Annotated in this window: 16 protein-coding genes and 2 rRNA genes; 7 read left to right on the top strand and 11 right to left on the bottom strand. The window is 39.5% G+C overall.

What is annotated here, in order from left to right:
* Positions 1 to 107 precede the first annotated feature (107 nt).
* The 3 genes from ubiA to pgi form a co-directional block, all read right to left on the bottom strand.
* Positions 108 to 962, bottom strand: a complete 855-nt coding sequence (ubiA, locus tag AACQ49_RS06490) for a 4-hydroxybenzoate octaprenyltransferase (RefSeq protein ID WP_004249157.1) — start codon at positions 960 to 962, stop codon at positions 108 to 110.
* A 28-nt stretch (positions 963 to 990) separates the two neighbouring features.
* Complete coding sequence (ubiC, locus tag AACQ49_RS06495; protein WP_004245914.1) at positions 991 to 1,500, bottom strand: chorismate lyase; 510 nt, start codon at positions 1,498 to 1,500, stop codon at positions 991 to 993.
* A gap of 221 nt (positions 1,501 to 1,721) precedes the next feature.
* Entirely contained in the window at positions 1,722 to 3,368 is a 1,647-nt protein-coding gene (pgi, locus tag AACQ49_RS06500) for a glucose-6-phosphate isomerase (RefSeq protein WP_004250104.1), read from the bottom strand.
* A gap of 264 nt (positions 3,369 to 3,632) precedes the next feature.
* Between pgi and lysC the strand changes: the two genes are divergently transcribed.
* Together lysC and AACQ49_RS06510 are read left to right on the top strand one after the other, a co-directional pair.
* Entirely contained in the window at positions 3,633 to 5,003 is a 1,371-nt protein-coding gene (gene lysC, locus AACQ49_RS06505; RefSeq protein ID WP_088206995.1) for a lysine-sensitive aspartokinase 3, read from the top strand.
* Positions 5,004 to 5,230: 227 nt separating this feature from the next.
* Positions 5,231 to 5,734, top strand: coding sequence for a hypothetical protein (locus AACQ49_RS06510; protein ID WP_004249154.1), 504 nt, complete (start codon positions 5,231 to 5,233; stop codon positions 5,732 to 5,734).
* 84 nt (positions 5,735 to 5,818) lie between these two features.
* Here the strand turns inward: AACQ49_RS06510 and AACQ49_RS06515 are convergent, their stop codons facing one another.
* Entirely contained in the window at positions 5,819 to 6,397 is a 579-nt protein-coding gene (locus AACQ49_RS06515; RefSeq protein ID WP_004249153.1) for a hypothetical protein, read from the bottom strand.
* 133 nt (positions 6,398 to 6,530) lie between these two features.
* Entirely contained in the window at positions 6,531 to 10,202 is a 3,672-nt protein-coding gene (metH, locus tag AACQ49_RS06520; RefSeq protein ID WP_088206994.1) for a methionine synthase, read from the bottom strand.
* 263 nt (positions 10,203 to 10,465) lie between these two features.
* Here metH and iclR point away from each other — a divergent pair, with 263 nt between their 5' ends.
* From iclR to AACQ49_RS06535, 3 genes are all read left to right on the top strand, one after another.
* The gene (gene iclR / locus AACQ49_RS06525) at positions 10,466 to 11,302 is read left to right on the top strand and encodes a glyoxylate bypass operon transcriptional repressor IclR (protein WP_004245921.1); all 837 of its coding nucleotides are present in this window, start codon (positions 10,466 to 10,468) and stop codon (positions 11,300 to 11,302) included.
* A gap of 305 nt (positions 11,303 to 11,607) precedes the next feature.
* On the top strand, positions 11,608 to 13,464 hold the full coding sequence (gene edd, locus AACQ49_RS06530) for a phosphogluconate dehydratase (RefSeq protein ID WP_049202975.1): 1,857 nt from the start codon (positions 11,608 to 11,610) through the stop codon (positions 13,462 to 13,464).
* Positions 13,465 to 13,542: 78 nt separating this feature from the next.
* The gene (locus AACQ49_RS06535) at positions 13,543 to 14,184 is read left to right on the top strand and encodes a bifunctional 4-hydroxy-2-oxoglutarate aldolase/2-dehydro-3-deoxy-phosphogluconate aldolase (RefSeq protein ID WP_004245923.1); all 642 of its coding nucleotides are present in this window, start codon (positions 13,543 to 13,545) and stop codon (positions 14,182 to 14,184) included.
* Positions 14,185 to 14,256: 72 nt separating this feature from the next.
* Here AACQ49_RS06535 and aceK read toward each other — a convergent pair whose 3' ends face one another.
* The 3 genes from aceK to aceB all read right to left on the bottom strand — a co-directional run bounded on the left by aceK (position 14,257) and on the right by aceB (position 19,022).
* The gene (aceK, locus tag AACQ49_RS06540) at positions 14,257 to 15,975 is read right to left on the bottom strand and encodes a bifunctional isocitrate dehydrogenase kinase/phosphatase (protein WP_060961229.1); all 1,719 of its coding nucleotides are present in this window, start codon (positions 15,973 to 15,975) and stop codon (positions 14,257 to 14,259) included.
* Between the two features lie 71 nt (positions 15,976 to 16,046).
* Positions 16,047 to 17,354 (bottom strand): isocitrate lyase, encoded by a 1,308-nt coding sequence (aceA, locus tag AACQ49_RS06545; RefSeq protein ID WP_004245925.1) that lies wholly within the window; start codon positions 17,352 to 17,354, stop codon positions 16,047 to 16,049.
* 75 nt (positions 17,355 to 17,429) lie between these two features.
* Positions 17,430 to 19,022, bottom strand: coding sequence for a malate synthase A (gene aceB / locus AACQ49_RS06550; RefSeq protein WP_088206993.1), 1,593 nt, complete (start codon positions 19,020 to 19,022; stop codon positions 17,430 to 17,432).
* A gap of 342 nt (positions 19,023 to 19,364) precedes the next feature.
* Here aceB and metA point away from each other — a divergent pair, with 342 nt between their 5' ends.
* Positions 19,365 to 20,294, top strand: coding sequence for a homoserine O-acetyltransferase MetA (metA, locus tag AACQ49_RS06555; RefSeq protein ID WP_004245927.1), 930 nt, complete (start codon positions 19,365 to 19,367; stop codon positions 20,292 to 20,294).
* A gap of 57 nt (positions 20,295 to 20,351) precedes the next feature.
* On the opposite strand, the gene AACQ49_RS06560 is transcribed toward metA, so the two are convergent.
* A complete protein-coding gene (locus AACQ49_RS06560) occupies positions 20,352 to 21,455 on the bottom strand; it encodes a glycerol dehydrogenase (protein ID WP_004245929.1) in 1,104 nt (367 codons plus the stop codon).
* A 359-nt stretch (positions 21,456 to 21,814) separates the two neighbouring features.
* On the opposite strand from AACQ49_RS06560, the gene idi reads away from it, so the two are divergent.
* Positions 21,815 to 22,360, top strand: a complete 546-nt coding sequence (gene idi / locus AACQ49_RS06565) for an isopentenyl-diphosphate Delta-isomerase (protein WP_004245930.1) — start codon at positions 21,815 to 21,817, stop codon at positions 22,358 to 22,360.
* A 122-nt stretch (positions 22,361 to 22,482) separates the two neighbouring features.
* Here the strand turns inward: idi and rrf are convergent.
* Positions 22,483 to 22,598: ribosomal RNA gene (rrf, locus tag AACQ49_RS06570) — 5S ribosomal RNA — on the bottom strand.
* A gap of 117 nt (positions 22,599 to 22,715) precedes the next feature.
* Positions 22,716 to 23,747 (bottom strand): 23S ribosomal RNA (locus AACQ49_RS06575); the annotation flags it as partial.

Genomic DNA, 23,747 nt, shown 5'->3' on the forward strand with positions numbered 1-23,747 from the left:
AATAGCAAATCGCGCTATAATCAGTAATAGAAAAGGGATAAGCAATTGGCTTATCCCTTTTATTTTTATGCAATTTCAGTGATCAGCTAGCGCTGGTAATATGTTTATTAGAAATAATTAAATAAAATACCTGCAAATAAAACAAAACCAACATAATTATTATTCATAAACGCTTGAAAACAAGGGGCTCTTTCCCGTTCAGCAATTAATTTCTGTTGATAAATAAACAGGGCTGTCACGAGTAACAATGACCAATAATAGATCCCTTTCATATTCAGCAAAATGCCAATCGCCACTAATAATGCCAACATTACTAACTGTAAAATACCAATAATGATTTTATCGTAACGACCAAACAGAATGGCTGTCGATTTCACCCCTATTTTTAAATCATCATTGCGATCGACCATGGCATATTGAGTGTCATACACAACAGACCAGATAATATTGACCAAAAAGAGTAACCAACATACTAAAGGTAGTGTTTCAGAAACTGCAGCAAATCCCATAGGGATAGACCAACCAAAGGCCATACCTAAAATTAATTGAGGCAAATTACTAAAACGTTTTACAAAAGGATAAAACCATGCGAGTGCAAGTGCGGCAATAGATAACCAAATGGTCATGGTGTTTAACGTAAGCACTAATCCAAACGAAAACAGCACCAAGACAATAAAGATAATCTTGCTCTCTTTCTCCGTTACAGCACCACTAGGTAATGGTCTATTTTTAGTTCGTTCAACGTTGCCATCAATTTTTCTGTCAGCAAAGTCATTTATTACACACCCAGCGGCACGCATGGAAAACACACCTAGAGTAAATACAATTAGGATATGCCAGTCAGGAAAGCCTTTAGCGGCGATCCATAATGCCCAATACGTTGGCCAAAGTAATAATAGCGCTCCAATAGGCTTATCTATACGCATTAAACGGCTATACGCCTGCCATTTATTGTGCGTCATACTTCCCTCCAATTTTAGCTCCCCCTAACTACTGCTTATATACAGGTGATGCAGGCAAAAACACCTCAGTTAATAATAAAGGTTTATCTGAAAGCTGGAAACGGGAACGACGTAACCAATGTCCATTTTGTTGCCCAATATGAATAAAATCACGACTTAAGGTTGTTTCCTGGAACAGATAACGTCCTAATGGCACCGTACGCAAATTCACTAATTGGCGATCTTCACCCGTTAATGTCTCTTCCGGCACTAATGTTCGCCCTAATAACCAAGGTACATTATCCCCACAAAGGACGATTTCTCTTAACCAATAGCGTCGGCTATAAGGTAAACACTTTTGTTCATCAGCAGGCTCGATATATTCAATAAAACCTTCTTGATATGGCATTACCGTCACTTGATGGCAATGTTGCTCAAAACGTCGTGTCATTGAACCTAATTCCAGCAGCCAACTTAAGGTATTTTCTGCGACTTCTTCACGCTCTTCATCTGATAACCAGTGAATAGGTGCGTGAGTAATTATGGATTTTTTAAACATTCTTTCATCATCACAACTATGATGATCCTAACTTTATAAATCATTATGCACTAAGGATATCATGATGTAGCGATAGGAAGTTAAAAGCTGATAACATTTCGTATAAATAATCTAAAAAAACGTTAAAAGATAATCAGAATTCACTCAAATTGAGAAAAAACAAAGGAGGTCACCATCAACCTCCTTGGTTATAAGCGCTTAATCACACTTAATTTATTCTCTTAACGCCATGCTTTGTAACGATTAATTAAATTATTTGTTGAACTATCATGACTGTTAACACTTTCCTTACCTTTTAACTCAGGCAATATGCGATTAGCTAATTGTTTGCCCAACTCAACGCCCCATTGGTCAAAGGTGAAGATATTGAAAATTACACCTTGTACAAAGATTTTATGTTCATACATCGCAATTAACGCACCTAATGAATAGGGAGTGATCTCTTTTAAAAGAATGGAGTTGGTGGGACGATTCCCTTCAAACACTTTAAATGGTGCCACATACCCCATGGTTGCGGGATCTTTTCCTGCTGAGGCAAACTCTGCATCGACTTGCTCACGAGTTTTACCAAATGCCAATGCTTCGGTTTGTGCAAAGAAGTTCGACATTAGTTTTGCATGATGATCAGATAATGGATTATGGCTGATCGCTGGTGCAATAAAATCACAAGGGATCAGTTTGGTTCCTTGATGAATTAATTGATAAAACGCATGCTGGCCATTAGTTCCCGGCTCTCCCCAAATAATAGGTCCGGTTTGGTAACTGACTTTGTTTCCATCACGGTCGATATATTTACCATTGGATTCCATATTACCTTGTTGGAAGTAAGCAGCAAAACGGTGCATATATTGATCGTATGGCAGAATCGCTTCAGTTTCGGTACCAAAAAAATTGTTATACCAAATGCCAATAAGCGCCAATATCATCGGAATATTATTTTCAGCTTCAGTGGTTCTAAAGTGATTATCCATAGCATGAGCACCGGACAGTAACTGCTCAAAGTTGTCATAACCAATAGATAATACAATGGATAAACCAATTGCTGACCATAATGAGTAGCGGCCACCAACCCAATCCCAAAACTCAAACATATTTGCGGTATCAATACCAAATTTTTCTACTTCAGCACTATTAGTTGATAACGCAACAAAGTGTTTCGCAACAAAAGCACTCTCTTTAGCCGCAGATAAGAACCAATCTCTTGCAGAGTGTGCATTGGTCATGGTTTCTTGTGTGGTAAAGGTTTTTGAAGCAATCAAGAATAGCGTTGTTTCTGGATCGCATTTCTTCAAGGTTTCAGCAATATGTGTGCCATCAACATTAGAAACAAAATGCATGGTCAAGTGGTTTTTATAAGGGCGCAGTGCTTCTGTCACCATATACGGGCCTAAATCAGAGCCACCAATACCGATATTGACCACATCAGTAATCGCTTTACCTGTGTAACCTTTCCATTCACCACTAATCACACGCTCACTAAATACTTTCATTTTATGCAATACGGCATTGACTTCTGGCATCACATCTTTGCCATCTACCATAACCGGTGTATTGCTACGGTTGCGTAATGCGGTGTGGAGTACCGCACGATCTTCCGTACAGTTGATTTTTTCACCGCTAAACATACTCTTTATCGCACCAGCGACATCACACTCTTTAGCCAGAGCCTGTAATTTATCTAATGTTTCTTGGGTGATACGGTTTTTTGAAAAATCGACTAGAATTTGGTCTGAAAACGTTCTTGAAAAGGTGTTAAAGCGTGATGGATCTTGAGAGAACAGTGTTTTCATTTCTGTATCTTTCATCACGGCAAAATGGTCTTCTAATGCCTTCCAAGCTAAGGTATGAGTTGGGTTTACATTTTTCATTCACAATACTCTCTTAAGATTACAATCCGATACTCTCAGATTGTAGCCTGTCATTTAATAGTTACGGTCAATTCTTTCTTATTTGATGATATTCGTCAAAACCATTCAACAAATCTAGTATTAATTACTTACATAGGCAAAACCGATAATCTTTGAGTGATTATTAATTAAATTGATTATCCTTCACTCTTGATTGACTCTTTTGGCAATAACCGATATTCCTAACTGTGTTTAACATCTCACTGGGACTAAAGGAATACAACAATGAAAGATAATACTGCAACACCTTCATCACCTTTTACTATCGCCAAATTTGGTGGCACTAGCGTGGCAAATTTTGCGGCGATGGAAAAGTGTGCAGATATTATCTTAAAACAGAAATCAGTCCGTGTGGTGGTTCTTTCTGCTTCAGCGGGGATCACCAATTTGCTTATCGAACTTGCGACAGGTGTTGACGCAACACAACGAGCCGCTTTATTGGCTCAAGTTCGTGATATTGAATACGCCATCATCAATCAACTATCACAATCAGAAATTATTTCTCAAGAAATAAACCGCTTATTGGAAAATATTGAAATGCTGTCAGAAGCGGCAGCCTTGGCAACTTCTGATGCGTTAACCGATGAGTTAGTCAGCCACGGTGAATTGATGTCAACGTTATTGTTTGTTGAACTGTTACGTGAAAAAGGAATAAGTGCAGATTGGTTTGATGTCAGAAAAGTGATGAAAACCAACGATCTGTTTTGTCATGCTGAGCCAGATATGGCGCAATTAACTGAGTTAACACAAAGTTTAATTCAGCCCCGTTTAACAGAAACCGTGATTGTTACCCAAGGTTTTATCGGACAAGAGCCTAAAGGAAAAACCACCACCTTAGGGCGTGGCGGAAGTGATTATACTGCGGCACTGATTGGTGAAGCATTAGGGATGTCACGTGTCGATATTTGGACTGATGTGCCTGGTATTTATAGCACTGATCCAAGAATAGTCCCGCAAGCACATCGTATTGATCATATTGCCTTTGATGAAGCGGCTGAAATGGCAACCTTTGGTGCTAAAATTCTCCATCCCGCAACGTTATTACCTGCAGTGCGTAGTGGCATTCCTGTGTTTGTCGGCTCAAGCAAAGCACCAGAAGAAGGTGGTACATTGGTTTGTGCACAAACTGATAATCCTCCTGTGTTTCGTGCCATTGCACTACGTAGAAACCAGACACTACTTACCCTGCATAGTTTGAAAATGCTTCATGCCCGTGGTTTTTTGGCAGAAATATTTACCATTTTATCACGCCACCATATTTCGGTTGATGTGATAACCACATCAGAAGTCAGTATTGCTTTAACATTGGATACCACAGGTACCACTAGCTCATCAGGCAGTCTGTTAACTAATGCTCTATTAACAGAATTATCCGCATTATGTCGCGTTGAAGTAGAAGAAGATCTGGCATTGGTCGCTATCATTGGTAATTCACTATCGCAAGTCAATGGCTTAGGAAGCCAAATTTTTGGCACTTTAGAGGATTATAATATTAGAATGATAAGTCATGGTGCGAGTACCCATAACTTATGCTTATTAGTGGATGGCAAAGATGCAGATAATATTGTCAGAAAACTACACGACACCTTATTTTAACTTATTACTTAGTAAATATTTATAGAATAAATATAAACAACATAAGATTAAGATATGGAAATAGAATAACAACATTTCAATAACTTTAGAATTTAACATCGGCTTCTTGCAATAAGGAGCCTATTTTTATTTATTTTTACAGCTAAAATGATTTATATTTAAAATTATTATATTTAAAAATGATATAGAGTATTTTTAATTTATTTTCTCATCTTTAAGAGGGAGTTATGTCTATAAAATTAAGCTATGATATTTGTAAAACTGTCCAAAATATGCATGTGAACTTTATAAATAAGAGTGAAAAATTAAAAGAACTACGAAATGAAATAAAATCACTATATAATTTATCACAACCTTTCCACAATTCACGTGTTGATACTCATACTCTTTATCAACCACAAAATAGCATCACAGCCCCAATAGTAAAAATCAATAATAGAATTAATATCAATCACAAAATAATTATAGGAATAGACTCAAAATTAAAACATGAATATAATAATAAATTAGATTTTCTTTCATATCCTAATCAAGAAACTCTCAATTTTTTGTTCTATACTGAAGTTTTCCCCAACAGAATCGAAAGAGAATCAATACCAAAAGAAAAAATCAATATTGATTGTATCAACAATATGATAAACATCCATAAAAAGAGTTTGTTTAAGAGTTTGTTTATCAGTTCAGAGAACAAAGGAAAAATAAGCACATATAAAGAATTTTTAAAAAAATAAATATACCTTTCTAACAATATCCAACCCTATTACAATGTTAACGTAAGCGGACGCCTTTCGATAGAAAGATCCGCTTTTTATTTTTTAATAAACTCGATAACCACCATATTTTTTAGCAAATTGATTAAATTTACCAAAATCAATCAACGCGATTTCTAACGAGCGATAGGCAATATGAGACATCTTAGCCACTTGTTCCACAAATACATGGTTATCTTCAAGAAGCTTAGCTGTAAGTGCTGAGGCAATAATCTCACACTCTTTCGGTGTCACAATCCAACCATCATTTGTAGCAAACTTATAAATTGGAATACACCCTTCTTTTTCACTCTCTTTAGCTAACAATGCCTCTTCTTCTTGCATAGCTTGCTTAAATAGTGTGATCTCTTCTTCTAGGGGGGCTGGATGTGTAGGAATATGATGATAAATATAGTCACCAATTTCTTCCATGCGCGCCGGTGTCATTTCAGCCTTAAGCCAAATCTTATCAAACATTTTTTCATCTAATAATGCATCTGTATCCAAATTCCCTGTTAATTGCATCAGATTTAAAAACGCATTAATGATAACTTCATTTAATGGGTAATTTCCTTTGGCTAAAGAAGGAAAAGGAACTTTAGTGCCAACTGTTGGGGTTTGCTGAAGATACAAAGTATAACTCATCATCATGTCCTTTTTTCTGATACAGGCTTACAGCTTATACATCTTTAATGGGAACTGCGAGAGAAAATAACAAGGGGATATGATTATCACCTTGTTATTTATTACATTATTACAATCTTCAGATACCGTTTAATTAAGGCTCATAGCCTAAATTAGGGGCTAACCAACGCTCAACTTCACTCATACTCATACCACGACGTTTGGCGTAATCTTCCACCTGATCTTTTTGAATTTGAGCGACGGCAAAATATTTACTTTCAGGATGACTAAAATACCAACCCGATACCGAAGCCCCCGGCCACATCGCGTAAGCATCAGTAAGCTTCATACCAATGCGATTTTCTACATTTAACAGTTGCCAAATTTTTGCTTTTTCTGTGTGCTCTGGGCAAGCCGGATATCCCGGTGCAGGTCGTGTTCCTTGATATTTTTCTCTAATCAACTCGTCATTAGAGAGCGCTTCGTCAGGACTGTAACCCCAAATCTTGGTTCTCACTTGTTGATGCAAATATTCGGCAAAAGCTTCTGCAAGACGATCGGATAGCGCTTTTACCATAATTTTATTGTAATCATCATGAGCATTATCATACCCATTAGCGAGTGCATCTTCTTCTAGACCGCCGGTAACTGCAAAAGCACCAAAATAGTCAGCAAGACCACTATCCACAGGGGCAATAAAGTCTGCTAAGCAATAGTTAGGGTACTCTTTTTTTTCTGTTTGTTGGCGTAAATGGCAACAACGTAATAACTCATGCTGTCGCGTTTCATCTTGGTAAATAATAATGTCATCACCAAGGCGATTAGCAGGGAATAAACCAACGATACCTTTTGGTGTCAGTAATTTTTTACGGCTGAGTTTATCCAACATGGCATTCGCATCTGCAAAAACGCGTCTCGCCTCTTCTCCGACAACCTCATCTTCTAATATACGTGGATATTTCCCCGCCAATGACCAAGTCATAAAGAAAGGCGTCCAGTCGATATACTCACGTAAAGTTTCAATATTGGCTGTAACTTGTTGTACCCCTAATTGGTTCGGCTTAGGTGGCGTATAGTGTTGCCAGTCAAGCTGCAATGCATTGGCACGAGCTTTCGCTAAGGAAACGGGAGGTGTACGCGGTTTTTTTCTCGCATACTGCTGACGTACCACTTCATATTCATGGCGTGTTTTAGCGACAAAATCAGCCTTTTGTGTGGCCGATAATAATGCAGCGACCACCCCGACCGTTCTTGACGCATTCTGCACATAAACGGTTGGGTGGCTGTAATTAGGTTCAATTTTTACTGCCGTGTGCGCTTTCGATGTTGTCGCACCACCAATCATTAAAGGAAGAGAAAAACCGCGTCTTTCCATCTCCTTAGCAACATTCACCATCTCATCCAGTGATGGAGTGATCAATCCAGACAATCCAATAATATCAACATTTTCGTCAATGGCTGTTTGCAAGATTTTATCGCAAGGTACCATGACCCCCAGATCGATAATTTCATAGTTATTACATTGCAACACCACTCCGACAATATTTTTGCCAATGTCGTGGACATCTCCCTTTACTGTCGCCAGTAACACTTTTCCTGCCGAGCTGCCTGCTTTTTTTGTCGCTTGAATATAAGGTTCAAGGTAAGCTACGGCCTGTTTCATCACCCGTGCCGATTTTACTACTTGGGGTAAAAACATTTTACCTTCACCAAACAGATCGCCCACAGTGTTCATGCCATTCATTAATGGCCCTTCTATCACTTCGATAGGACTCGAAGCTTGTTGGCGGCACGCTTCGGTATCTTCAATGATAAATTCGGTGATCCCTTTCACTAACGCGTACTCTAGGCGCTTTTCGACCTCCCATTGCCGCCATTGCGCAAGCGTAGAGTGCTGTTCCTCACTTTTAGTACCACGATAACGCTCTGCGAGTGCCAGTAAATTATCAGTACTTTCTGCATGGCGATTTAAAATAACATCCTCTACCGCATTACGTAGTTCATCCGGTAATGAGTCATAAATAGCGAGTTGCCCAGCATTGACAATCCCCATATCCATACCATTTTTTACAGCGTAATAGAGAAAAACGGAGTGGATCGCTTCCCGAACGGGATCATTGCCCCGAAAAGAGAATGACACATTAGAAACACCGCCAGAAATTAAAGCATAAGGCAGTTGAGATTTAATATCCGCACAAACTTCTATAAAATCAACCGCATAATTATTATGTTCAGCAATACCCGTTGCTACAGCAAAAATATTGGGATCAAAAATAATATCTTCTGGTGGAAATCCGGCTTTTTCAGTTAATAGATAATACGCACGCCGACAAATTTCTATTTTTCGCTCTCGAGTATCTGCTTGCCCTATTTCATCAAACGCCATCACGACAACCGCAGCACCATACTTACGAACTAATTTTGCATGCTCAATAAAAAGGGCTTCCCCTTCTTTCATCGAAATCGAATTGACTATTCCCTTACCCTGAATACATTTCAATCCTTCCTCAATGACTTGCCATTTTGACGAGTCAATCATAATCGGGACTTTGGCAATATCGGGTTCACCCGCAATAAGATTAAGAAAACGTGTCATTGCTTCTATCGCATCTAACATGCCTTCATCCATATTGATATCGATGATTTGAGCACCGTTTTCAACTTGCTGACGAGCAACATCAAGGGCTTCTTGGTAATTACCTTCTTTTATTAAACGTTTAAATTTAGCCGAACCTGTCACATTCGTTCGTTCCCCCACATTGACGAACAGCGAATTATCATCAATGACCAAAGGCTCAAGACCTGAGAGTCGACAGGCTTTTTTAATGACAGGTAATGTTCTAGGTGCTATGCCATCAACCGCTTGAGCAATAGCCTGAATATGGGCAGGGGTTGTGCCACAACAACCACCGACAATATTAAGAAACCCAGCTTGCGCCCACTCCTTGATTTGTTCCGCCATCTCATTGGCATCTAAATCATATCCGCCAAAGGCATTAGGTAAGCCAGCATTAGGGTGAGCACTGACATAAGTTTCTGATATTTGGGAGAGAGTTTGAATATATTGGCGTAATTCTTTTGGCCCTAGCGCACAATTTAAACCAAATGATAACGCGTCGGCATGACGTAGTGAGTGATAAAACGCTTCTGTGGTTTGCCCTGTTAATGTTCTACCTGACGCATCAGTGATAGTCCCTGAGATCATCACCGGTAATTCAATATTAAGATTATCAAACTCACATTTAATCGCAAAAATAGCCGCTTTAGCATTTAGAGTGTCAAAAATGGTTTCCACCATAATTAAATCCACCCCTCCTTTAATGAGTCCGCAGATCGCCTCTCGATAAGCCATCACTAATGTATCAAATGAGATATTACGAAATGCGGGATCGTTAACATCAGGAGAAATGGATGCTGTTCTATTGGTTGGCCCTAATACCCCTGCAACATAACGTGGTTTATCTGGCGTTAATGCACTCCATTTATCAGCACAGGCTCTGGCAAGTTTAGCAGCCTCTTCATTCAATTCTGCACATAACCCTTCCATCTGATAATCAGCCATGGCAATAGAGGTTGCATTAAAGGTGTTTGTTTCTACGATATCTGCACCGGCTTCAAAATAAGCATTATGAATTTCAGTAATGATCTGCGGCTGCGTCAAGACTAAAAGGTCATTATTCCCTTTAACATCACATTGCCAATGGGCAAAACGTTCACCTCGGTAATCTTCTTCTGCCAACTGATATTGCTGGATCATGGTTCCCATTGCGCCATCAAGGACTAAGATACGTTTGGCTAATGCTTGCGTAATCTGCTGAGTTATCATGGTCACATTGCTTCCTCTACCAAAGAATATTGTGTTGTTGTTATTTTCGTTATATAGCAAGTTCGTTGTTTTTTTATCCTATCATATCTCTTTGCAAAGATTCCTAAGAGGAATATGAGAGATTTTCACCTAACCATAACCCGATAACATCAATATTTGTTTTCATATGCTTTGTTTTGAAAAATATACAGATCAGAGGAGTTTTATTACGTTATATAGGTCATAATAGAGGATAATATGGACAGTATTTCTGGAGTGTAAGTATGACCGTCTCCCCTACCAATAAAAAAGCTCGTAAGCCAAAAACACCCGCAACTCAAAGTACTGCACAAGGTGGCCCCGTTCAGTCATTAAGCCGTGGCTTAACATTATTGGAATATATTTCCGAATCTCCAGGCGGTATTGCTTTAACTGATTTAGCTTTTCAAGCAGGACTACCCAATTCCACTACTCACCGCTTACTTACTACTTTGCAACAACATGGTTTTGTACGCCAAGTAGGTGATTTAGGTTTATGGGTAGTGGGCACTCATGCCTTTATTGTCGGTAGTAGCTTTCTGCAAACCCGTAACCTACTGGTTATGGTGCACCCTATATTGCGTCAATTAATGGAAGATTCAGGTGAAACCGTTAATTTGGCTATTCTTGATCAAGTTGAATTTGATGCGGTGATTGTCGACCAAGTACAATGTAATGCATTAATGAGAATGTCTGCCCCAATTGGCGGCAAGTTGCCAATGCATGCATCTGGTGCAGGTAAAGCATTTCTATCCACTTTACCGGAAAATAAGTTACTCCCCCTTTTACAGAAAAAAGGTCTGATGGCCTATACCCCTTATACCAAAACCTTACCTTCCGCATTAAAAGAGAATTTAGAACAAGCTCGTAAACAAGGTTTCTCTTTTGATGATGAAGAGCATGCATTAGGTTTACGTTGTATTGGCGCTTGTATCTATGATGAACACCACCAGCCTTTTGCCGCTATTTCACTCTCTGGCCCCGTATCTAGAATGACAGATTCACGCATTACGGAATTAGGTGCACTGGTGATAAAAGCGGCTAAGCAGATCAGCCGTGAATATGGTGGTGTAAAAAGTTAACCCAGCTAGGCCTTTCTATTTATTTATGTACAAATTAGGAAGGCTTCTCCTTAAATAAAACGATTCAGCTTATGCAAAAATCGTTTTTTTTCATTTTTAGCCGTTAAATATTAAAAAACTGTTACTTATCATCTTAAAAAATTGATATCGATCACAGATGTTGTTTAAGCTTGGTTTAAGAGTATTGCAACTGAGCTTGTTACCCGTAACAATGTTACCGGTAACAAGTTATTGCTAAGCGCTTATATTTTTTCTTATAGCAATAAGTAATGCCGTCACCCTGTGTGAATAAAGGAAGCACTATTATGAACCCGAAAAATCATGACCAGTTTCAGAACAACTTCGCCGCATTAAACGAAACCGTACAACAAGTGACTGAACGTATTGTTGCTCGCTCACAAATAACTCGTCGCGCTTATCTGAAAAAAATTGAAGCTGCTAAAAGCCAAACCGTACACCGTGCCCAGTTAGCTTGCGGTAATTTGGCTCATGGTTTTGCCGCCTGTCAAAGTGAAGATAAAAATTTACTTAAGAATATGGTTCATAATGATATCGCCATCATTACTGCGTATAACGATATGTTATCCGCTCATAAACCTTATGAAGATTATCCACAAAAAATTAAAGCGGCATTGCATACTGTTGGTGCTGTAGGTCAAGTCGCTGGTGGTGTGCCTGCGATGTGTGATGGTGTGACACAAGGGCAAGATGGAATGGAGCTATCACTGCTAAGTCGCGATGTTATTGCCATGTCTGCAGCTGTAGGGTTATCTCATAATATGTTTGATGGCGCCCTTTATTTAGGGATCTGCGATAAAATCGTTCCAGGGCTTACTATGGCAGCACTGTCATTCGGTCATCTGCCTGCAATTTTTGTCCCTGCAGGTCCAATGACCAGTGGTTTACCCAATAAAGAAAAGGTGCGTATTCGCCAACTGTATGCAGAAGGCAAGGTCGATCGTAATGCTTTATTAGAAGCAGAAGCAGCCTCTTACCATAGTATGGGAACTTGTACTTTTTATGGTACAGCAAACTCCAATCAAATGGTGATGGAGGCAATGGGCTTACATTTACCTGGCTCCTCTTTTGTTCACCCAGACACTCCATTACGTGAAGCATTAACAGAAGCGGCAGCAAAACAAATTGTACGCTTAACAGAAAACTCGGGGAATTATTTACCTATTGGTCAATTAGTTGACGAAAAGGTGATTGTTAACGGTATTATTGTGCTGTTAGCCACAGGTGGCTCAACAAATCTCACCATGCATTTAGTGGCAATGGCACGGGCGGCGGGCATTATGATTAATTGGGATGATTTTTCTCAATTATCACAAGTTGTGCCATTAATTGCTCGTATTTATCCTAATGGTCCGGCAGATATTAATCAATTCCAAGCGGCAGGTGGTCTTGCTCTTATTATTCGTGAATTACTGAAAAAAGGCTTAATTCATCGCGATGTCAATACGGTGGCAGGATTTGGTATTGAACGCTATACCTTAGAGCCGTGGCTAAATGAAGGTAAACTTGATTGGCGTGAAGGTGCAATACAATCTTTAGATAAAGATGTGATTGCCGATATCAATAAGCCATTCTCTTCACACGGCGGAACACAGGTGATGGAAGGTAATTTAGGTCGAGCAGTGATGAAAACGTCGGCGGTGCCTGATGAAAATAAAATTATTGAAGCACCTGCTGTTGTGTTTAATAGCCAACATGATATTGCCGCTAAATTTAGCGCCGGTGAATTGAATAAAGATTGTGTAGTCGTTGTGCGTTATCAAGGCCCCCAAGCCAATGGGATGCCAGAATTACATAAACTCATGCCTCCTTTAGGGGTATTGATGGATAAAGGCTATAAAGTGGCATTAGTCACAGATGGCCGTCTTTCTGGTGCATCAGGTAAAGTTCCTGCCGCTATTCATGTAACACCAGAGGCGGTAAACGGTGGACTATTAGCAAAAGTACAAGATGGTGACATTATTCGTGTTAATGGCAAAACAGGTGAATTAACACTCTTAGTTGATGAACAAACCTTAGAAGCTCGCCAAACCGAAATACCTGATCTCAGCGCAAACAATAGCGGTTGCGGTCGTGAGTTGTTCGTTAATTTACGTCGCCATTTATCAGGTGCTGAACAAGGTGCTTGCTGTATTGATTTTTAATACATAAAGTTTTCATTGCCTAATGAGGAGCAAGCCTATTTATTTGCTCTTCATTATTTCTGATTAGGAAAGATAAAGATGAATCATTGGAATACAAGTGCAGAGTCTGTACTAAAATCAGGGCCCGTTGTTCCTGTTATTGTTATTAATCATATTGAAGAAGCTGTACCTGTCGCAAAAGCGTTAGTCGCCGGTGGCGTAAAAGTTTTAGAAGTGACACTACGTACAGACTGCGCTATTGAAGCTATTCGTCGCATTGCTAAAGAAGTACCAGAAGCCATTGTTGGTGCAGGGACAGTGATCAACCCTCAACAATTAGCCCAAGTCACAGAAGCGGGTGCACAATTTGCCATTAGCCCAGGCTTAACCGATGCGCTATTAAAAGCTGCGGTAGCAGGCTCTATTCCTCTTATCCCTGGTATCTCGACTGTTTCTGAATTAATGCTCGGTATGAGTTACGGTTTAAATGAATTTAAGTTTTTCCCAGCAGAAGCTAATGGTGGCGTTAAAGCATTAAAAGCAATTGCAGGACCATTCTCACAAGTACGTTTCTGCCCAACCGGCGGTATTTCGCCTGAAAACTACCGTAACTACCTTGCACTGGAAAGTGTACTTTGTATCGGTGGCTCTTGGTTAGTTCCTAGTGATGCTGTGAAAGCAGGGGATTATCAACGTATTACTGAGCTAGCAAAAGAAGCTGTTGCTGGCGCTCAACATTAATTTAATGCTTTAATTATTACCCAATAAAGATAGGTATATCATTCGATTATCTATCTTTATTACTCTGTTTTATTAACAGATATCGTTATCAATAAAACGTTTACTTTGTGGATAGGCGTAAACATCTTCAATATACCCTTGTTTAATTCTTTGCTGCTGTTGTTGCCAGTATTCAGGTGAAAGAAGATCACGATGTTGAGCTTCAAAATAATGACATACTTGCTTATCACAACATAAAAAGTAACGAAACTCTTCAGGAAAAACATCATTTTCAGCAACGCTATACCAAGGCTCACTGGCCAGTTCATCTTCAGGATAGCGAGCGGGAGGAATGGCACGGAAATTCATATCTGTCATATAACTTATTTCATCATAATCATAAAAAATAACGCGATGATGACGTGTCACGCCAAAATTCTTAAATAACATATCACCAGGAAAAATATTTGCGGCAATCAACTCTTTAAGTGCTTGGCCATAATCTTCAACCACGGCTTTTAACTGTTTATTGTCACACTGCTCCATATAGATATTAAGTGGCGTCATACGGCGTTCCATATACAGATGGCTGATCAGTAACTTATCACCTAGATCTTCTAATTTGTTGGGGATCTCCTGTTCTAAGATCGCCATTAAGTCGTTACTGATCCGCTTTTTATCAATAACAAAGTTCTCAAACTCTTGCGTATCCGCCATTCTCCCAACACGATCATGCTCTTTCACCAAGCGATAGCACTCTTTGACACGCTCTGCAGTCATTGTTTTTTGTGGCGCAAACCTATCTTTGATCACTTTAAACACTCTATCGTAAGTAGGCAGTGTGAAAACGAGCATCACCATTCCTTTTACCCCCGGAGCTTCAATAAATTGTTCCGATGAAAAATTCATAAAAGCAAGGTATTCACGGTAATATTCAGTTTTGCCATGTTTCTGACAACCAATCGACATATAGAGCTCAGCAATAGACTTTTCAGGGAGAATATCCCGTAACCATGTTACTAATGCCGCGGGAAATGGCGCATAAACCATAAAATAAGAACGAGCAAAGCCAAATACAATACTGGCTTCATCTGTTGTCGTTAAACAGGTATCAATAACTAAGTGCTGTTCAATATTATGAATAGGTAATAACAGGGGAATGAATTGATTATTTATCGCTATCTTACCAATCATCCATGCCGCTTTATTACGGTAAAATAGCTCATTAGCAATGTGAAATACCGCATTTTGTAATTCCTCATGGCTAAATTGCGCATAGAGCGTTTGGCAAATAAATTGAATATCTCGCGATTTATTTTGCCACGGTAAACGCAAAGGTAGGCGCGATAAAATATCTTGCAATAATGCGGGTAAATCACTTTGTATAACAAACGTTCTTGATAAAGGGCGAGGGGCTTGCGCAAAACGATACGCAGGTTGTGATGAAAAAACGAATAAGTTTTTTTTATTAAGCTCTCGATGATGAAATAGACGACAATAAACTGAATTAAAAAAACTTTCAGCGATTTCAAAACGGGGATAGTTAGGTAATAATTGTGTGTATCGCTCTTTGACTTTTTGTAAGAAAACACTTTCTTTATCAATATCATGTCGGATACATCTAAGTTGTTCCACAACTAATCCAACATGATTATCGTATAAGCGGATGCGCTCTTTCATCGCCAATTGAATACCATGCCAATCTGCTTGCTCAAAACGATATTGAGCACCTGACGTTATCTCAAGAAAACGCCCATATTGTGCATCAAAGCCTTGTAAGATCGTTTGAGCGACTAAGTCTTCAGCTGTCATCAACTGACCTCATGAAAAAGAGGAGCATCCTGCTCCTGAATTATCACCACAAAAGTGCATCACAGTAAGAACTAGAATTGTTGCTCTTCAGTAGAGCCAGTTAATGCCGTAACAGATGACATACCACCTTGAATAATCGTCGTCACTTTATCAAAATAGCCGGTGCCCACTTCTTGTTGATGAGATGAGAAGGTGTAGCCTTTCGATAGTGCAGCAAATTCTTTTTCTTGTACCTTTTCAACATAGTGTTTCATACCTTCACCTTTAGCGTAATCATGCGCTAAATCGAACATATTGAACCACATACTATGAATACCCGCTAAAGTGATAAACTGGAATTTATACCCCATCGCAGAAAGCTCATCTTGGAAATGGGCGATCGTGCTATCGTCAAGATTCTTTTTCCAGTTAAAAGATGGAGAGCAATTATACGCTAACATTTTACCGGGATATTTATCATGGATCGCTTCGGCAAATTTAGCCGCCATTTTCAGATCTGGCGTGGAAGTCTCACACCAAACCAAATCGGCATAAGGGGCATAAGCAAGCCCTCGACTAATGGCCTGATCAATTCCTGCATGAGTACAGAAAAAACCTTCAGCGGTACGCTCACCAGTTAAAAATGAACTATCGTAAGGATCGCAATCTGAAGTTAAGAGATCGGCCGCATCCGCATCAGTTCTAGCAACTAATAAGGTAGGAACATCCGAAACATCTGCCGCTAAACGTGCTGCCACCAGCTTTTGCACAGCCTCTTGCGTAGGTACTAAGACTTTTCCGCCCATATGACCGCATTTTTTCACTGCGGCTAACTGATCTTCAAAGTGAACGCCTGCTGCACCCGCCTCAATCATTGCTTTCATTAATTCAAATGCGTTAAGTACACCACCAAAACCCGCTTCCGCATCAGCAACAATAGGAAGGAAAAAATCAATATAATCTTTATGCTGAGGGCCGATACCATTTGACCACTGAATTTGATCAGCTCGTCTAAACGTATTATTAATACGCTGAACAACATTGGGTACAGAGTCCACCGGGTATAAAGATTGATCAGGGTACATACTGGCAGCAGTATTCGCATCAGCCGCCACTTGCCAACCAGATAGATAAATGGCTTCTAATCCCGCTTTAGCTTGCTGTAATGCTTGCCCTCCTGTTAAAGCACCTAATGCATTGACATATCCCTTCTTCGACTTACCATTTAATGATGACCAAAGCCGTTGCGCACCACGTCTTGCTAAGGTATGTTCAGGGTTAACGGAACCTCGTAATTTAATGACATCTTCTGCGCTATAAGGACGTTTGATCCCTTTCCAGCGAGGTTGTTCCCACTCTTTTTCTAATTGGGCAATCTGCTCTGATCTACTCATAGACATAAAATAACTCCTATAAATCTGGTAGTGATGATGTTTTATATTTGCAGTTTATAAATACGTTATGACGTATCTTTTTTAATTTAAAAGTTGATAACCCGGTAAAGTCAGAAAATCGACTAATTCATCTTGGGTAGTAATGTTATCCATTAAGGTCGCTGCTTCTTTAAAACGACCTTGCTCAAAGCGGGTATCACCCACTTCTTGGCGAATTACCTCCAGCTCTTCTTTCAACATGTTGCGAAAAAGCGCTTTTGTTACAATCTGTCCATCCGATAATGGTTTTTGATGACGGATCCATTGCCAAATAGAGGTTCGAGATATCTCTGCCGTGGCGGCATCTTCCATTAGCCCATAAATAGGCACACAACCATTACCTGAGATCCACGCTTCAATATATTGCACAGCAACACGGATATTCGCTCTCATTCCTGTTGCTGTTCTTTCACCTTCACAAGGGGCCAATAACATGTCTGCGGTGATCTTTTCATGACGTTGTACATCAAGTTGGTTTGCTCGCTCTCCTAATACCGCATCAAACGCAGATAACACCGTTTCGGCTAATCCAGGGTGAGCTATCCAAGTACCATCATGACCATTAGTTGCTTCAAGCTCTTTATCCTCAAATACCTTTTGTAAAATGACACCATTTTGCTCCGCAGAGCGACTGGGGATAAAAGCAGACATTCCTCCCATCGCAAATGCACCACGTTTATGACAAGTTTGAATAAGTAGTCGGGAATAAGCACTTAAGAAAGGTTGAGTCATAGTAATACCCTGTCTATCCGGTAACACACGATCAGGGTAATTCTTCAACGTTTTGATATAGCTAAAGATATAATCCCAACGTCCACAATTAAGGCCCACAATATGCTCTTTCATATGGAATAAGATCTCTTCCATTTGAAATACCGCAGGTAAAGTTTCAATTAATACTGTGGCTTTAATAGTTCCGCTGGCTAAACCGAAGCGTTTTTCAGTGAAATGAAAAACATCACTCCACCATTTTGCCTCTTGCCAAGTTTGTAATTTAGGAATGTAAAAATAAGGCCCGCTGCCCTTTGCCTGTAATGTTTTATAGTTATGGTAAAAATATAAGGCAAAATCAAACAAGCACCCAGGAATAGGTTTTCCCTGCCATAGCACATGCTTCTCTGGCAAGTGTAATCCCCTGACTCGAGCAATTAACACCGCAGGCGATGCTTTTAGTTGATAGCACTTACCTTGTTCATTGGTGTAGGAAATTGTTCCTTTGACAGCATCACGTAAATTAATTTGGCCATCAATAACCTTATCCCATGTCGGGGCAAGTGAATCCTCAAAATCTGCCATAAATACTTTTACATTAGCATTTAATGCATTGATCACCATTTTACGATCTACGGGGCCTGTAATTTCGACCCGACGATCTTGCAAGTCTTTAGGAATTGGATTCACTTTCCATTCTGAGTTTATAATGGAATCTGATTCTGAAATAAAATCAGGAAGCATTCCATTATCCACTTTTTGTTTCCAAATTTCTCTTTCTGCTAATAAGGTGTCACGACGTTCTGAAAACTGACTGACCAAATTAGTCAAAAATGACTCAACATCATGATTTAATATCTCTTTTTCAGCTATCCCAAAAGGTTTTGTGAAGCTTAATGCTTCTGTAGTTAATGATTGTGACATTCTGCATTCCCCTAAAATCTTTTACACACCTGATTAAGATTAATGCAGTTTTTACAAAAATCAAAAATGAATTCCATTTTTATTTAAACATTTTTTAACAATGTGATTACACCAATGTTTTTTGGCTGAATAAAAATGGCTATTTCAAAAATAACTCGAGTGATCTTGGTTTGTTGAATGATTAAACAAACTAAGATCATGCGAAGATCACATAAAGCTCGGCTTATAACATTTACTTATATGAATATTCTTCATATACAGCATCTACACCTCGACTTTTAGATCTGAATTGGCTAAATTCAGGCTTCTAGATGTCTAGATGTTTTTTTAGAGGTTATTGAGATGCCAATCAGAGTACCAGACGAACTACCCGCAGTGAGTTGTTTACGCAATGAGAATGTCTTTGTCATGACATCAAGTAGAGCGAGTATTCAAGATATTCGTCCTTTAAAAGTACTGTTACTCAATCTGATGCCCAAAAAAATAGAAACAGAAAATCAATTTCTACGATTGCTCTCTAATAGTCCATTACAAATTGATATCCAATTATTGCGTATTGATTCTCGTGTTCCCAAAAATACACCTGTTGAGCATCTTGATACTTTTTATTGTGATTTTGCCCAAATTAAAGAACAGAATTTTGATGGCTTGATTGTAACGGGAGCACCATTAGGTTTAGTTGAATTTGAAGATGTGGCTTATTGGGAGGAAATAAAAGAAATCATTACATGGGCAAAAGAGCATGTTACTTCAACACTTTTTATTTGCTGGGCCGCTCAAGCGGGCCTAAATATTTTATATGACTTACCTAAATATACCTTAAAACAAAAAATTTCTGGGGTATATCGTCATACAACATGTGATCCTTTCGCGTTACTGACTCGTGGGTTTGATGAAACATTCTTTGCCCCTCATTCACGTTATGCTGGTTTTCCTGTTGAGTTTATTCAACAAAATACAGATTTAGAAATATTAGCAACATCAGAGCAAGCAGGGGCTTACCTATTCGCATCTAAAGATAAACGTGTTGTCTTTGCCACAGGTCACCCAGAATACGATCCCAATACATTAGCTGACGAATATCATCGTGATGTTAAAGCTGGATTAGCACCACAACTACCTGAAAATTATTTTCCCGATAATAATCCTAATAAAAAACCTCTTGTATCTTGGCGTAGTCATGGCCATTTACTCTTTGCAAATTGGCTAAATTATTATGTTTATCAAATTACACCATTTGATCTGGCACAGATGAACCCAACTTTAGATTAAAATAAAACCCCAAATTCAATTTATTTGGGGTTTTATATTCAAAAAAAATACTTGAGATTATTTATAGCGATGCGCTAATGCATTCGCTGCAATCATTGCGTTGTAGACATCTTCTTCAGTCACTTTCATAGGCATATTGCCCATGGTATCACCTTCTGCACAAGCAATTTTCGCTACATTACGCCATTCACTTTCAATAAACTCTTTCATTCCCATATCTTCAAGCGTTAATGGCAATTCAGCCGCTTTGATAATACGAATAACTTCATCAATTTCTTCTTGTGGCGCATTTTCTAACACTAATTGTGTTAATAATCCAAATACCACTTTTTCACCATGTTGCACATGATGTAAGGAAGCAACTGCAGACATACCATTATTGACCGCATGAGCGGCGGCTAAACCACCTGCTTCAGCTCCCACACCACTTAAATAAATAGTCGCTTCAATAGTTTGCTCTAAAGCTTGTGTGGTAATTTTATGGCGCACAGCATCCATTGCTTTATCAATATTTTCACTCAATATTTCAAAACACAATTGTGCTAGACCTAAACCTGTACGTGATGGACGTTGATTAACTAAATTAAGTCCATCAGCTTGATAGCAAGCACGTGCTTCAAAATAAGTGGCTAAAGCATCACCGACACCTGCAGAGAAGAAGCGTTGTGGTGCAGAAGCAATAATCGCGGTATCCGCAATCACCATATCAGGGTTCTGAGGTAAAAATAAGTATTTATCAAATTCACCATTTTCTTTATAAAGAACAGAAAGAGCCGTACAAGGCGCATCTGTAGAAGCAATCGTTGGGAATAAAATAACAGGGAGGTGATGATAATAAGCAACCGCTTTAGATACGTCTAATGTTTTACCGCCACCGATACCGATAATAACATTCGCTTTATTTTCAACAACAATTTTACCCAAGCGATCCACTTCAGCTTCTGTACATTCGTAATTAAATTTTTCAACGAAACCAGATAGCCCATTTTCTTTAATTGACGACAAAGCTTCTTTATTTACTTTTTCTAGGAAAAATTCATCGCTGATAATAAAAGCATTATCTCCGAAATCTTTCATATAATTACCAACAGAAGCAAGTAATTGACTACCAATAAAGAATTTTTTAGGGGATGTTACAGAGCGAGGTAATATAGAAGACATAACTAAATTCCTTTATTTAGATTTTGCTACAGTAAGTAGCAGAATTAACATTTATCTTACCCCTCATCAGAATTCGAATCTAGTAAACTCTGTAATAGATATTATCAATATATTCTATTTAGTTTAAAGAAAACAACATGTTAATAAAATAATAAATTTTATAGAATGGCAAGATAGCTTATCGTAAAGAAGATAATTTCCCTTAAAACTTCAATTAAACCTAGAAAACTAAACAACTATATTATGATGTTATCAGTAGCGTTACCCACTAATACCATTAAAGGAACAACACAATTAACCATTATTTGATATACATGCATGGTATATTCGCGTTATAACTCTCTTTTATTTTTACCAAGGTGATTTTTGTGAAAGACGCCGTGATCCTCGTTGATAAAAATGACAATGAGCTAGGAACCATGCCCAAGCTGGAGGCACATATTACTGGTGCCTTACATAGAGCCTTTTCATTATTTATTTTCAATTCTAAGCAACAAATGTTGATCCAACAACGAGCACTGACTAAATATCACTCTGGCGGTCTATGGGCGAATACTTGTTGTAGCCATCCTTTACCCAATGAACCTCTATCACAAGCAATACATCGGCGTTTAAATGAAGAATTAGGTATGCAGTGTGATATGCAACCTATTGGTACGATTTTATATAATGAGAAAGTCACGGATGATCTTATTGAGCATGAGTTTGATCATCTTTTTTTAGGCTTTAGTGATAAAACACCACAGTGTCATCCCGATGAAGTTATGGATCATCGTTGGATTTCATTAAACGAGCTTTATCATGATGTAGAAAAACATCCTGAAAACTATAGTGCATGGTTCTGCCATATATTAATGGCTCTTGGTATAGAGCAGTTTACTCGATGGAGTAAAAATATTACTTAGTTGCTCTCTTATTGAAATTGATACTTAACTATAAAAAAGTGTTAGCATGACTCAAGGTAAAATACGATCTTCTAAACGCAAAAAAGCCAACCCATTGGGTTGGCTTTCTCGTCTTATTTAATGCTTGGCAGTTCCCTACTCTCACATGGGGAGACCCCACACTACCATCGGCGCTACGGCGTTTCACTTCTGAGTTCGGCATGGGATCAGGTGGGACCACCGCGCTATGGCCGCCAAGCAAATTCTGTTTTAATTACCCGTTATCTTCTGTTATCACAGTCTATAACCAGTAATTCAATCTTAAACAAGCTGACTTCATCGTTTCGTCTCTCTGACAAAACACTTTCGGTGTTGTCAGGTTAAGCCTCACGGTTCATTAGTACTGGTTAGCTCAACGTATCGCTACGCTTACACACCCAGCCTATCAACGTCTTAGTCTTAAACGTTCCTTTAGGTCGCTTAAAGCGACAGGGAAGACTCATCTCGAGGCAAGTTTCCCGCTTAGATGCTTTCAGCGGTTATCTCTTCCGCACTTAGCTACCGGGCAATGCCATTGGCATGACAACCCGAACACCAGTGGTGCGTTCACTCCGGTCCTCTCGTACTAGGAGCAACCCCTCTCAATCTTCCAACGCCCACGGCAGATAGGGACCGAACTGTCTCACGACGTTCTAAACCCAGCTCGCGTACCACTTTAAATGGCGAACAGCCATACCCTTGGGACCTACTTCAGCCCCAGGATGTGATGAGCCGACATCGAGGTGCCAAACACCGCCGTCGATATGAACTCTTGGGCGGTATCAGCCTGTTATCCCCGGAGTACCTTTTATCCGTTGAGCGATGGCCCTTCCATTCAGAACCACCGGATCACTAAGACCTACTTTCGTACCTGCTCGAGCCGTCACTCTCGCAGTCAAGCTGGCTTATGCCTTTGCACTAACCGCATGATGTCCGACCATGCTTAGCCAACCTTCGTGCTCCTCCGTTACTCTTTAGGAGGAGACCGCCCCAGTCAAACTACCCACCAGACACGGTCCCCGACCCAGTTTATGGGCCTAGGTTAGAACATCAAACGTTAAAGGGTGGTATTTCAAGGTTGGCTCCATGCAGACTGGCGTCCACACTTCAAAGCCTCCCACCTATCCTACACATCAAGGCTCAATGTTCAGTGTCAAGCTATAGTAAAGGTTCACGGGGTCTTTCCGTCTTGCCGCGGGTACACTGCATCTTCACAGCGAGTTCAATTTCACTGAGTCTCGGGTGGAGACAGCCTGGCCATCATTACGCCATTCGTGCAGGTCGGAACTTACCCGACAAGGAATTTCGCTACCTTAGGACCGTTATAGTTACGGCCGCCGTTTACTGGGGCTTCGATCAGGAGCTTCGC

It is taken from the genome of Proteus sp. G2675 (assembly GCF_963886535.1).
GTDB classification, from domain to species: domain Bacteria; phylum Pseudomonadota; class Gammaproteobacteria; order Enterobacterales; family Enterobacteriaceae; genus Proteus; species Proteus mirabilis.

Coding starts and splice junctions, on each gene's coding strand:
- ubiA (WP_004249157.1), bottom strand. CDS start 962: ATGACGCACAATAAATGGCAGGCGTATAGCCGTTTAATGCGTATAGAT.
- ubiC (WP_004245914.1), bottom strand. CDS start 1,500: ATGTTTAAAAAATCCATAATTACTCACGCACCTATTCACTGGTTATCA.
- pgi (WP_004250104.1), bottom strand. CDS start 3,368: ATGAAAAATGTAAACCCAACTCATACCTTAGCTTGGAAGGCATTAGAA.
- lysC (WP_088206995.1), top strand. CDS start 3,633: ATGAAAGATAATACTGCAACACCTTCATCACCTTTTACTATCGCCAAA.
- AACQ49_RS06510 (WP_004249154.1), top strand. CDS start 5,231: ATGTCTATAAAATTAAGCTATGATATTTGTAAAACTGTCCAAAATATG.
- AACQ49_RS06515 (WP_004249153.1), bottom strand. CDS start 6,397: ATGAGTTATACTTTGTATCTTCAGCAAACCCCAACAGTTGGCACTAAA.
- metH (WP_088206994.1), bottom strand. CDS start 10,202: ATGATAACTCAGCAGATTACGCAAGCATTAGCCAAACGTATCTTAGTC.
- iclR (WP_004245921.1), top strand. CDS start 10,466: ATGACCGTCTCCCCTACCAATAAAAAAGCTCGTAAGCCAAAAACACCC.
- edd (WP_049202975.1), top strand. CDS start 11,608: ATGAACCCGAAAAATCATGACCAGTTTCAGAACAACTTCGCCGCATTA.
- AACQ49_RS06535 (WP_004245923.1), top strand. CDS start 13,543: ATGAATCATTGGAATACAAGTGCAGAGTCTGTACTAAAATCAGGGCCC.
- aceK (WP_060961229.1), bottom strand. CDS start 15,975: ATGACAGCTGAAGACTTAGTCGCTCAAACGATCTTACAAGGCTTTGAT.
- aceA (WP_004245925.1), bottom strand. CDS start 17,354: ATGTCTATGAGTAGATCAGAGCAGATTGCCCAATTAGAAAAAGAGTGG.
- aceB (WP_088206993.1), bottom strand. CDS start 19,022: ATGTCACAATCATTAACTACAGAAGCATTAAGCTTCACAAAACCTTTT.
- metA (WP_004245927.1), top strand. CDS start 19,365: ATGCCAATCAGAGTACCAGACGAACTACCCGCAGTGAGTTGTTTACGC.
- AACQ49_RS06560 (WP_004245929.1), bottom strand. CDS start 21,455: ATGTCTTCTATATTACCTCGCTCTGTAACATCCCCTAAAAAATTCTTT.